The sequence below is a fragment of the Frankia sp. CcWB2 genome (assembly GCF_977927585.1).
In genome coordinates, this window is record NZ_CDWRCM010000034.1 from 6,432 (window position 1) to 19,087 (window position 12,656).

Here is a 12,656-nt window from a genome sequence, read left to right on the forward strand (position 1 = left end):
CGTCCGTCGCGGACTGTCCGTAGTGGTCCCACCCGCCGCTGCCTACGGGACGCTCCCCGTCCACTGTCACCCCCGCGCCGACCGGTCCCGCGCCGCTCAGGACCGAACCGATCATTACGCACCCGGCCGGCGGGGTCACTCCTGGGGGAAGGCAGGCGACCAGCGCGTGATCCTCGCCGCCGTCGAGTACCCAGCGCAACGGGTCCACATCAAGGGCGGCCCCGGCCGACCGCATCGCCTCGTCGATCAGGAAGGCTTCCGGCGCGAGATTGATGGACACCCCCGATGCCACGGCGATGTGGCCGAGATCCGCCACGAGACCGTCCGAGACGTCGCACATGGCGTGCGCGCCCGCGGCGGCGAGCACCGGCCCGAGCGCGTAGGGTGGCCGGGGCCGGCGATGCGCCGCGATCAGCTTCTTCCATCGCGGGTCGTCGACCCATCGGGAATCGCCGGCTGCCGAACCCGCCGTGAGTAGGGCCAGCCCCGCCTGGGCCCACCCGAGACGACCAGCGAGCACCACGGCGTCACCGGGCCGGGCGCCCGAGCGCAGGACCGGCGGCCGGCCCTGCAGGTCACCGAGCGCGGTCACCCCGAGCATGATCGAATCCGCGGAGCTGACGTCCCCGCCGGACACGGAGGCACCGGCATACGCGCATTCCTCGGCCATTCCGTCGGCCATCGCCAGGGCCCAGTCGACCGCGAGGTCGCCGGGTGCGGCGAATCCGAGGAACAGGCCGGTGGGCCTCGCCCCCATCGACGCCACGTCGGCGAGGTTCTGCGCGGCGGCCTTGTGCCCGACATCCACCGCGGACGACCAGTCCCGGCGGAAGTGGCGTCCTTCGAGCAGCAGGTCGGTGGTGACGACCACCCGACCGTCCGGGGCGGCCAGCACCGCCGCATCGTCCCCGGGGCCGACCAGCACGTCCCGTCCATGGGAGAAACGCGCCGTCACAGCCTCGATCAAGCCGAACTCACCCAGATCGCGCAGCGTTGCGCCCGCCGGGGGTTTCCCGTGACTTCCCACTCGCCATATCCTCCAATACCCTACTGATCTGGATATTTCATCCTCGTCGGAGTTTCCCGACCCCGCCGACCCCCGGACCGACCGACCGGCCGGACCGGCCGGACCCGGGACTCCCGGCCGGAGGCGGCACCGACGGGTGGACGCGGCCCTGACCGCACCGGGTACCCGGAAACAGCGGAATGACCGTGATCGCAACGTCCGCGTCACCTTCCCGACATATGTCACTGGAAATCTGACGCGCGTGCGAAGCCAGACCTGTCCGCGTGTATGTCGTCCGCGGCTTGCCGTGATCCGTGGGGCCGGTCAGCTGCGCGCCCAGGCGATTCGGCCCAGCGGAGGTCCGCTGACCAGGCATCGGTCCAGGTAGGGCCGGGTGGCGCTGCAGTCTGGCCGAGGAAGGATCGAGGGAAGGCGCTACCTGCCCTCCACCCCCGAGACCATCAGATGGGGTGAGCTGCCGAACGCCCTGACCAGGCCGGTTCTCAGTGTCGACTCCGGCGCCACGGTCACCTTCGATACGGTCAGCCAGGAGGGGATCCTCTGCGACCAGGGGCGCGATCCCGACGCCTTCTTCGCCGGTTTCGGGGTCGCGCCGTCGGAGGCGCTGGCCGACGCCCGGGCGATCGCCGCTTCGGGTATCCCGCACCGGTTCGGGGTGGACGGCCCCCACATCGTCACCGGACCGGTGTTCGTCCGGGGCGCGGAACCGGGGGACGTGCTGCGGGTTGAGATAGTCTCGCTGCATCCCCGCGCACGGTATGGGATCGTCTCGACCCGCCATGGCGCGGGCCTGCTCGCCGGGGAGTTCCCCGCGGGGGGCCACCGGACTCGGACGCCGACGCCCGCCATTGGCAACGCTTCCGCACCGTTACCACCTTCTGCGCTGTGGAGCGCCGGCGGGGCCGTCTGTTCGGCGCCCTGACCAGTGTGAACGGCAGCAGGACCCGGTTTCCGTTGGCGCCGTTCCTGGGAATCATGGCGGTCGGCGTGGACACTACGATCGAGATCGTCCCCTCCACCTCGATCGGTCCGCACGGCGGCGCCCTGGACTGCCGGGAACTCGGCGCGGGCGCGCGGCTGTTCCTGCCGGTCCAGGTGAGCGGCGCGTTGTTCGCCGTCGGCGATCCGCATTACGCCCTCGGAGACGGGAAGATCGGTGCCACCGCCCTGGATGGCCCGCTGCGGGCGACGCTGCGGCTGACCGTGCTGCGTGACACGGCGGCCCGGTCGGTTCTCGGCGCGCTGCGGGAACCGTTCATCGAGACCGACACGGCCTGGGTCACCCTGGGGCTCGACGTTGACCTCGCCGAGTCCGTCCGCCGCGCGGCGCGGTCGGCGGTGGTCTTCCTACAGAGCCGGGTCGGGCTCGACCGGACCGAGGCGCTTGCCTACCTGTCCGCCGCAGCCGACTTCGGGGCGTGCCAGCTCGGCACCGGAACCCAGAGCGCGTTCTGCCGCATCCGCCGGGCGGATTTCACCGAACTGCCGACCGTGAAGCCGCGACTGCCGCGACCCGGACTCGTGCGGATCGCCGGCGTGGGCGACTCGGAGACCGAGGACCCGACGGATCCGGGACACGCCGCGGAGAAGACGCCGGAGCAGGCGTCGAGGCATCCCCACGACGATCACGGTCCCGACGTCCTGCCGGCGCCGTTCGAACCGGGCGGGGTGGCCGGGCTGCCGGCCTGACCGACCCGTTCGGCCCGCGGGGAGCGGTCGCCCCCACCGGCGCCCAGGGCCGCGCCCGCGCCTCGCCGGGGGCAGGGGCCGGATCACGGGCCGGATCACGGGCCGGATCGTGCGGATCGGCGTCCGGCGGTGCGTCGTCGAGGCCATCCAGATCGGACAGGGCGATGGGCCGCCACCGGTGCAGCGCCTCGTCGGCGCTCGCCCGGACGGTGGAGTGTTCGACGCGGGGGAGGCCGATGGCGGCATCGTCCCGCGGTCGTCGCGCCCCGGTGTTCACGGGCGCGATGCCGGCCCTCGCCCGCCGCGGCCACAACGAGGCCAACGCGGCGTCGGTGTCGAACTCGGACTGGCGGACCCGCCAGAACCGCCAGCCCGCCCGGCGCAGCTCGCGCTCCCGGGCGAACTCGTGCGCGATCTCGTCCGGACCGGAGCCGACGTCCCCGTCGCACTCGACGGCGAGCCGGGCCCGACCGCCGGAGACGACCAGGTCGACCCGCCGACCGTTGACCTCCACCTGCGGGGTGACCAGGTAGCCGCGGCCGGCGATCTCCCGGAAGACCCGCTGTTCGAACAGGGATCCGAAGGCCGGATGCGGACGGTTGGCCGGCACCTCGGCGAGCGCCGGGGGCTCCTCGCCGCGGCCGGCGGTCGCCGGGTGCGTCGTGGACAGCACGTAGCTCAGAAGTTGTGCCGCAGATCGCGGGGGTCAAGATCGGTAACCGGTACGGAGTGGAACAGCCAGACCTGGTCGCGGGCCCGGGAGGCCGCGACGTTGAACCGCCGCTGGTACTCCAGTCGGGTCAGCGGGGTGATGCGCGAGTCGGGCGCCACCACCAGGGACAGGAAGACGACGTCGCGCTCGTCGCCCTGGAAGTCGGCGGGGACGCCCACCCGCAGCCGTCGACGCTGGTGCTCGGCGGCGGACATCCGGTCGGCCAGCTGGTCGCGGATCAGCGCCGCCTGCGCGGTGCCCTGCGGGACGACGACGCCGAAGGAGAGCCGGGCGTACCGGGGATCCTCGGCGCAGGAGAGCACCTGCGCGACCAGGGCATCGGCCTCGGCCGGATTGCGTGGACCGAGGCCCGCGTCTGTGGTGAAACCATGGGGAACGAACCGGGCGACCAGCGGCGGCAGCCGGTCGGCGCCGAACTGGCGCAGGGGAAGCAGCGGCGCGTCCCGGTAGAACATGGCCGACGACCACTCGATGATTTCCGGCATGCACCGGAAGTGCTCCCGCAGCCGGATCACCTCGCCGAAGCGGGTCCGCAACAGCGTGAACAGGCTCGACCGGGGGGTGCACCCGACGCGCAGCCACGCCGGCACCTCCGGCAGCAGGGCCTCCAGCCGGTCGAAGACCCGGTCGAGCTCGTCCGTGACCTCCACCGGCGGCGTGCACTGCCGGTCGTCGCCCACGACGATCACCCGTGGGGCGAGCCAGAGCAGGAACAGGCTGTCGAGCCCGGCCTGACTGCCTTCGTCGACGATCACGACGTCGAAGCTGTCGCGCACCGCCGGGATCGTCGACAGCACCTCCCGGATCGGCATGACCCAGGCCGGCACCGCCGTCTGGGCGATCTCCATCGCCTCCCGGGCGGCCTGGCGGAAACGTTCGGCGTGGCGGCCGCCGAAGGTGCCGCTGGCCGCCACCGCGTCGGCATAGGCGCGCAGCGCGGCCGATTGCTCGGCGCCCATCCGTTCGAGGCAGTGTTTCCACGCGCGGGCGCCGGCCAGCTCCGCGGTGGCCGCGGCGACCATGTCCTCCGCCGCGTCCAGCTCGGCGTCCAGATCGACAGGTGGTCCAGCCGGGCCGCCGGGAGCCGCGCCGGCGCCGGCGGCCGTGGCGGTCAGCCAGCTCGCGGCCACCGCCCAGGACCAGGCGGTCGTGAACGCCGCGAGCCTGGTCGGCCAGATCTCCGCTCCATTGGGCCGGGTCGCGCCGGCCGTCGAGACGAGAAGATTGGCGAGGTCGGGATGCGCCGCGCGCAGCCGGCCGAGCAGCTCGTCCCGGCGCAGCGCCACCTCCCGGGCAGCCATGGTGGTGGCGAGCGCGGCCCGGGTCCGCGTGTACGCGGCCACATTGCGGGCCGCCACCGCGCCGGCCAGCTCGGCGACCTCGGACGGCGCGCCCGCCGCGGTGGCAAGCTCGGCGTAGCCCTCCCGCAGTTCCCCCAGTGCCTGCTCGGCGTCGGCGGCGGCTGCCATCGGGCGCAGCGCGGCCATGACGGCCGCGAGATCCCGGACGCGCTCGGCGGAGTCCACCGCCGGTGCCCGGCCGGGCACGATGTCCTCCAGGATCGCCACGACCCGGTCCCGCGCCGTCACGACCGCCTGGATCTCGGTGACGGCCTCCTGCGCCTCAACCAGTCGGGACAGGCGTACCTCGAAGGGATCGGTGGGCCGCGGCGCGATCCCGACCAGGGCCCACCCGCGGGTCGCGGCCTCGACCGCGACCTCCGCCCGGAGCCGGACGAGCACGAGATCGAGCAGCTCCGGGGTGGTCGGCGCGACGCCGTCCACCAGCGTCCGGGTCAGCAGCGCGTCCGCCTCCTTCTGGACTTCGGCCGGAACCTGCGCCGCAGCTCGCCCCCGGCGTCGAGGTGCTCGCGCAGCGCCTCCCCCCGGGCGAGCAGAGGGGCGGGGTCGAAGCCCGGATCCGCCGGGGAGCCGGCGTCGGCGGCCGAGGCGGAGCCGTCCGGGGACGCGGAGGTCGGAAGGGCGACCGCGTGCAGACCGAGTTCGGTCACGTGCCGTGTCGCTTCGGCGATCATCGGCGTGGCCGCGGCCACCTTCGCCCAGAGGACCCGGTCCCGGCCGGCGAGGGCGTCGTCGAGGGCCGCCGGAACCCAGTGCCGTCTGTGCGACCGCTGCCCGCGCCCGTCGAGCTCCTCGAGCGTGCGGGAGAGCCTGGCGACCGCCTGCTGTAGCGGATCGAGGGAGACCACCGCGGGATCGACGGCGGCGAGCGTGTCGAGGAGACCTCGGGTCGCGGGACGGACGGCCGCGCGGGCAAGGCGGACCGCCTCGTCGGCCGCGCGGGCGGCGGCCACCAGGTCCGCGAACCGCTCGGCGGGTAGGAACCGGCTCATCTCGACCACCGGGCTGGCGGACCGGTCCGCGCCGGCGTCCTGACCAGATCGCATCTGACCGGATCGTAGCAGGGCGTGGAGCTCCAGTGCCTCGGCGCCGGTCAACGGCGGGGGAACCGGCGCAGGCCCGACAGGCCCGGACCCCGTCGTCGTGGTGGCTGCGGTGGTCGCGGTGGCCCGGGGCACGGGCCGCGGCAGCCACCGCGACGCGTCGGCCTCGGCCCGGACCCGCGCCGCGATGCTCGCCCGCGTCCCGCCCCAGCCCGGAGCCACCTCGCTGTCCGGATGCACCGTGTGCTCGGCCAACCGCAGGGCGCGGGCCCGGTCCGCCAGGACATCGCGGGCGCGGATCGCCTCCCGCCGACGCGCGGCGGCCCGCGCGATCCGCCGGTCGAGCGCCTCGGGGTGATAGGTGGCCTTCTCCGCGGCCAGGGCGCTCACGCTCGCGGCGAGCTCGGGGGAACCCACGCCGATGCCGCCGAGCTCGTCCGCTCCGTCTTCAGCCCCGGCCGGGGCGGGGTCGAAGACCGGGTCGGGCCGGCCGTCCAGGCCCGCCCCCGCGTTCTCGGCCTGGTCGACCGGAGCGCCGCGTGCCTCCTCGGTGTCGGTGAACGACACGCACAGCCGCTGCAGGTCCGGGGGCAGTTTCTCCCGCAGGACCCGCAGGGCTTGCGACTTCTGGCTGGTGACCAGAACCCGTTGCCCCTCCGCCAGCAGGGCGCAGACCAGGTTGGCGATCGTGTGCGTCTTGCCGGTGCCGGGCGGGCCCTCGACGACGACGCCGTTGTCGTGGCGAAGCCGTTCCAGCACCCGGGCCTGCTCGGGACTGGCCGGGAGCGGGAGCAGCGGGTCCGCACCGAGCTCGGCGCCGCTCGTCGCCCCCTCCGCCTCGAGCCAGGCCAGCCGGTCGGCGGCGCCGAGGGTCTCCACCAGCTGGACGAAGCCGAGCGGCGGAGGTCCGTCACCCCGCAGGACGTCGAGCATCCGCTCGTAGTAGGTCAGCAGGGCGGCTTGGTCACGGGTGCGCAGGACGAGGGCCGGGGCGAAGGTCACCCGCGGGCGTGACGCGCTGTCGGGCGGCGGCGGCGCGGGCGGCGCGAGGTCGGGTTCGAAGCCGTCCGTCGGCACGTCGAGCGCCAGCGCCAGCCAGTCCCGCAGCAGCCGGATGTCGTCCGGGCCCAGTGGCGCCGACGGTCGTCCCCGCAGGCGCTCGTGCAGCGCGTTCGTCCGTTCCCGGCGGAAGCCGGCGATGCCGTCGAGCAGCGGGCCGTCGGCGAGGCGCGTCGTGGCTCCCGCCGGGACCCGCACCCTGATGTCGGAGGTGACCAGGTCGATGTCGCAGGTCAGTCGGGTGGTCAGCAGGTGCTCGCGGACGGTGGGGCCGCCCGGTGGCTGCCAGGTCAGCAGGCCGGTCGCCAGCACGAGTTCCAGCGCGTCACCCTCCTGGGCGACCCGGGCCGCGACCGCGTGCAGCGTGTTGTGCAGATTGCGCCGCTCCGCGTCAACGCGCGCGCGTGTCGCCCAGAGCTGCCATCGCGGCAACCAGGCCTGGTAGGCCGCCGCGGCGGCGGTCTGCTCGGCGGCGGTCTGCGCGGTGGCGGCGCCGTTCCATACCGGCGGCTGGTCGGGATCGGCGCCGGCCGCGTCGGGCAGCACGATCTGGCCGGCGAGGATCGCGGGCGGTGGCGGCGGTGGCGGCGGTGGCGGCGGTGGGGGCAGGACGGTGGCGGCGGGGGCGGTCAGCAGCACCTCGCCGGCCCCGGCGTGCTCGGACAGCGGCACGCCGGCCGGGATGCTGGCGAGCCACACCGTGAGCGGATGCTCCTCGATGGTCCGGATCCGGCCCGACCGGGCCGCCGCGACCTCATGGAGGAACCGCACCAGCCGGTGACAGCGGTCGGCGAGGGCGGCATGCCGCTCGAGGCCGGCGGTCTCCGTCGTCATCAGGACCTCGCTCTGGAGATCCCGGCGCCCGCGCCGGGAGGGAAACGACATCCGTCGGTTGTCGCCACGTGACTTTCCTCCCGTCGGCGCTGTTCTCCCGATCCGCTCTCCCGATCCGCGGCGCCACCGATCTGTGACGCCACGTCCGCGAGGTCGGTAGGATGCCGGCATCCTACGCATAATGACGTCCCCCTCTCCGGCGGAGCGACAGGAGGGGGTAGCCCGTCCGCGGGGTGCGCCGGGTGCGGGTTCGGGTGCGGGTTCGGCGTGCCGCCGACGGCACGGCGAGGCGGGTGCGACAACATACGCATCCGTGAGGTCACGGTTCTACACTGATGTGCACATTCACTCCCGGTACTCGCGTGCCTGCAGTCGTGACTGCGATCTGGAGCACCTGGCCTGGTGGGCGGCACGCAAGGGCATCGCCGTCGTCGGCACCGGCGACTTCACCCATCCGGCCTGGTCCCAGGAGATCGCGACGAAGCTGGTCCCGGCCGAGCCCGGCCTGTTCCGGCTGCGGTCCGATCTCGAGCATGAGGTGCTGCGCACGTTGCCGGCCTCCTGCCGGACGGCGACCCGCTTCATGATCTCCAGTGAGATCTCGACGATCTACAAGAGGGGCGACCGGACCCGTAAGGTCCATCATCTTCTCTACGCTCCCGATCGGGAGGCCGCCGGACGGATCACGGCGGCGTTGGCCCGAATCGGCAACCTCGCCGCGGACGGGCGTCCCATCCTGGGCCTGGACTCCCGCGATCTGCTGGAGATCACCCTTGGTGGCGGGGCGGGCTGCTATCTGGTCCCGGCGCACGTGTGGACGCCCTGGTTCGCGGTTCTCGGTTCGAAGTCCGGGTTCGACGCCGTCGAGGACTGCTACGGCGACCTCGCCGATGAGGTCTTCGCCCTGGAGACGGGGCTTTCGGCGGACCCGGAGATGTTCTGGCGGATCTCCGGTCTCGACCGTTACCGGCTGGTGAGCAACTCTGACGCCCACTCCCCGCCGATGCTCGGCCGGGAGGCGACCGCGTTCACCTGCGACCTCGACTACTTCTCCATCGAGGCCGCGCTGCGCGGCGGGGACGGCTTCGCGGGGACCGTCGAGTTCTTCCCGGAGGAGGGCAAGTACCACCTCGACGGGCATCGCAAGTGCGGGGTGGTCCTCACGCCGGACCAGACCCGGGAGGCCGGCGGACGCTGCCCCACCTGCGGCGGTGGCCTCACCGTCGGGGTCCTCAACCGGGTCGAGGCGCTGGCCGACCGGCGGCCCGGCCACCGCCCCGTCACGGCGCCCGGCGTCACCTCGCTGGTTCCGCTGCCGGAGGTCGTCGGGGAGATCCTCGGCGTGGGTCCGAAGAGCAAGGCGGTCGCGGGTCAGGTGACGTCGTTGGTCTCCCGTCTGGGCCCGGAGCTCGACATCCTCGGCGACGTACCGCTCACGGACATCGCCGAGGCCGGATCGCCGGAGCTGGTCGAGGCAATCAGTCGCCTGCGCCGCGGGGAGGTGATCCGGCAGGCCGGGTTCGACGGCGAGTACGGCGTCATCCGGTTGTTCGAGCCCCGGGAGCTCGCCCGGGACGGTGGCACCCTGTTCGACCTGGGATCCGGCGCGGCCGGTGGGCAGGACCGGATCGATACGGGACCCTCCCTCGACGAGGCGCTCGCGGCGCGGGCGCGCCCGGCCTCTGATGCCACGGTGCTGCCGGGGGACGCCGCGGTGGCCGGCAGCCAGCTGTTCACGCCGGTTTCCGGCGAGACCCCGTCGGTGCTCGACGGGCTGGATCCCGAGCAGCGGCTGGCCGCCTCGCATCTGTCCGGTCCGCTGCTCGTCCTCGCCGGACCGGGAACGGGCAAGACCCGTACGCTGGTCCACGCGATCGCACACCGGGTCGCTGAGCACGGGGTGCCGGCCGGGGAGTGCCTGGCGGTCACCTTCACCCGGCGTGCGGCCGGGGAGCTCGCCGAACGGCTCGCCGTCCTGCTGGGTGACGCCGCCGGACGGGTGCTCGCGACGACCTTCCACGGCCTCGGGCTCACGATCATCCGTGAGCAGCACGCGAAACTCGCCCGGGGCCCGCAGGTCCAGGTAGCGGACGACGCGGTGCGCGTGGAGCTAATCGCCGCGGCGCTGCACGGTGAGGGCGACGCCCGGACGCGCCGGCGGGTGGCGGCCGGTGTCGCCGAGCTCAAGCGGCACCGAGCGATCGGCGAGGAGATCCGCGACCACGACCTGGTCGGGGCGCTCGCCCGTTACAACGCCGCGCTGCGCGATCGGGACATGGTCGACCTCGACGATCTGATCACCCTGCCGCTGACCCTGCTGCGGTCGTCCCCGGATCTCGCCGAGCACTACCAGCGGCGGTGGCGCCACGTCTGGGTCGACGAGTACCAGGACACCGACGAACTCCAGTACCGCCTGCTGGGGCTGTTGTGTCCCCCCACGGCCAACCTGTGCGTGATCGGCGACCCGGACCAGGCTATCTACAGCTTCCGGGGTGCGGACGTCCGGTTCTTCCTGCGGTTCGAGCAGGACTACCCGAGTGCCCGCCCGGTCGCCCTGACCCGCGGCTACCGATCCACCCGCACCATCGTGCGGACGGCGCTCGATGTGATCGCGCCCGCGAGTCTGGTCCCGGACCGGACCCTGACCGCCGTGCGGGGCGCCGAGGGCGACGGCCCGGTGCTGCTGCGGCGCTACCGCAGTGAGGCCGAGGAGGCGATCGCCGTCGTCGGCACGATCGACGCGGCGCTTGGCGGTACCTCGTTCCACGCGTTGGACTCGGGGGTGGACGGATCGGTCGACGCGGGGTTCTCCTTCGCGGACATCGCCGTGCTCTACCGGACCGCCCGCCAGGCCGAGCTGATCATGGAAGCGCTGGCCACCCGCGGTTTCCCGTTCCAGCGGCGCTCTCATCTCCCGCTCGCGGACGCTCCCGCGGTCGCCGGCCTGCTCGCCCTGCTGCAGGACCTGACGACCACGGGTCCGTCGGGTCCCGGCGTCCCGCGTCCGGTGTCGGGTCTGCTGCGCGACGCGGCGGCACGGGCCACCGATCTTGCCGAGGCGAGGAGAAGCGAGCTCGGCGCCGTGCCGTCCGACGGGTTCCCCGGCTTCTCCGGCGGGCGGGTGCCGACCGAGGCCGAGCTGCGCCTGGCGGTGGAGCTGCTCGCACCGGCCGCCGCAGCGGCCGGCAACGACCTGGCGGGTTTCCTCACGTCGGTCACGCTCGCCGCCGAGGTCGACGGGCTGGACCCGAGGGCGGACCGGATCTCGCTGCTGACCCTGCACGCGAGCAAGGGCCTGGAATACGGCCTGGTCATCATCGTCGGTTGTGAGGACGGGCTGCTGCCGATGCGGTTCGGTCCGGCCGGTGGGATTCCGGGCGGTGAGGCGCCGGGCGGTGGCGTCGGCGGAACCGCCGACGCCGGCACGAAGGACGCCGAGGCGGAGGAGCGCCGGCTCTTCTTCGTCGGCGTCACCCGGGCCAGGCATCGGTTGGTCCTCACCTCGGCGGCCAGCCGGCGGCGCGCCGGGTCGGTCGTGACGACCCGTCCCTCACCGTTTCTTGCGGATATCAGGCCGGCTTTGCTGTCCTCTGCCCCGGCCGAGGGCGTCCCGGCCGAGGGCGGGCGGCGTCGGCCGCGCCGGCCGGCACCGGGCAAGCAGCTGCGACTCCTCTGAGCCGCTGGGCCGGAGCCACCGGGCCGGCACTCGCGCGGCCCGGCGGCTCAGCGCTTGCGCAACACCATCGCGAGGTTCCAGGTCACAATCTCGCGGGCACCGGGAATCCTGAGAATCACCTTCGCCCAGTCGGGTAGATAGCGCGGCATCGCGTCGAGGATCTCGACGTCGGGCCGCCGCTTCGCCCAGGCGAGGGTGTCGGCCACCGACACCGGGAACAGAGTCTTGCCGTAGATGTTCTTCGGCGCCTTGCCCTTGCGGCGTTCGAACCTTGCCGCCGCCCGGTCGCCACCCAGATAGTGCCAGGGTGCGGTCTCGTGGCCGCCCCAAGGGGACAGCCAGTTCGTGTAGCTCAGGAAGATGAGCCCGCCGGGGCGGGTCACCCGGGCCAGCTCGGAGCACATCCGCCATGGGTCGGGAACGTGTTCGAGCACGTTTGACGTGTAGCAGAGATCAACGCTTCCGGAGAGGAACGGTAGGTCCAAGGCGCTGCCCCGGACCCGGCCGGGAACCTCGAGGCCACCGGCCTCCATCTCCGAGACGTCCGGCTCGACCCACACATACCGGGCGCCGGCGTCGAGGAAGGCTGAGCGGAAGTAACCCGGGCCGCCGCCGACGTCGAGGACGAGCTGGCCGGTCAGGGAGGTGTACCGCATCAGCTGGCGCACGGAGTCCGCGGCGATCAGCGAGTAGAAGCCGGCCGGGTCGACGGGCTCCTTGCGGTGCGCGAGGAACAGCGTCTTCGAGCGCGACAGTCCGAACCCGGAATAGGGCAGGGCGCGCACCAGCGGACCCTCCTCCTTGGTCCGCTTGTGGGGAGTGGCCGCCGCGGAGGGCGTCGGGGCCTGCCTCGAGCCCGCGGGGGGAGCCGTGGAAGCCGTAGCCGTGGACGCGGTGGAGGTCGCCGCGGATGCCGCCGTGTCAGACATGCCGGGGACGATAACACCACGGCTGCGGGCCTTCGGCGGGCGGCGGGAGCCGCCCGGGCCGCCAGTCGGATCCGTCCCGGCCGTGGCGTGGCGTGGACCCCGGTCCGGAGCGGCCCCGACGTCCGCCCGGTCTCCCGGCTCCGATGCGCAGAGCAGGAACATATCGCGCTTGTTGTGGAATTATCCAGGTTCCGAGGTTTATTGTTTACGCGTTGGACGCTCCTTTGGCCCGTTGGTACTTCTTCGTTCCCTGAACCCGGCGACGTGTGTTCCCGGCGATCCTGAGGACTGGTGATGGTGGTAGC

5 protein-coding genes and 1 pseudogene are annotated in these 12,656 nt (G+C 73.3%); 3 read left to right on the forward strand and 3 right to left on the reverse strand.

Features of this window, described 5'->3' with window-relative positions:
* On the reverse strand, nucleotides 1-1,027 hold a 1,027-nt coding region (locus tag ACY45C_RS05835), incomplete at its 3' end, for a thiamine-phosphate kinase (protein WP_462186628.1).
* 373 nt (nucleotides 1,028-1,400) lie between these two features.
* On the opposite strand from ACY45C_RS05835, the gene ACY45C_RS05840 reads away from it, so the two are divergent.
* Nucleotides 1,401-1,949, forward strand: coding sequence for an acetamidase/formamidase family protein (locus tag ACY45C_RS05840; RefSeq protein WP_462186629.1), 549 nt, complete (start codon nucleotides 1,401-1,403; stop codon nucleotides 1,947-1,949).
* 65 nt (nucleotides 1,950-2,014) lie between these two features.
* Nucleotides 2,015-2,716 carry an acetamidase/formamidase family protein gene (locus ACY45C_RS05845; protein WP_462186630.1) on the forward strand — a complete coding sequence of 234 codons (702 nt, stop codon included), beginning with the start codon at nucleotides 2,015-2,017 and terminating at the stop codon, nucleotides 2,714-2,716.
* Here ACY45C_RS05845 and ACY45C_RS05850 read toward each other — a convergent pair.
* Nucleotides 2,653-7,746: pseudogene (locus tag ACY45C_RS05850) on the reverse strand (AAA domain-containing protein). The gene ACY45C_RS05845 and the pseudogene ACY45C_RS05850 overlap by 64 nt on opposite strands.
* A 313-nt stretch (nucleotides 7,747-8,059) precedes the next feature.
* On the opposite strand from ACY45C_RS05850, the gene ACY45C_RS05855 reads away from it, so the two are divergent.
* A complete protein-coding gene (locus ACY45C_RS05855; RefSeq protein WP_462186632.1) occupies nucleotides 8,060-11,422 on the forward strand; it encodes a UvrD-helicase domain-containing protein in 3,363 nt (1,120 codons plus the stop codon).
* A 47-nt stretch (nucleotides 11,423-11,469) separates the two neighbouring features.
* Here the strand turns inward: ACY45C_RS05855 and ACY45C_RS05860 are convergent, their stop codons facing one another.
* The gene (locus ACY45C_RS05860; protein ID WP_462186638.1) at nucleotides 11,470-12,207 is read right to left on the reverse strand and encodes a class I SAM-dependent methyltransferase; all 738 of its coding nucleotides are present in this window, start codon (nucleotides 12,205-12,207) and stop codon (nucleotides 11,470-11,472) included.
* Between the last annotated feature and the right edge of the window lie 449 nt (nucleotides 12,208-12,656).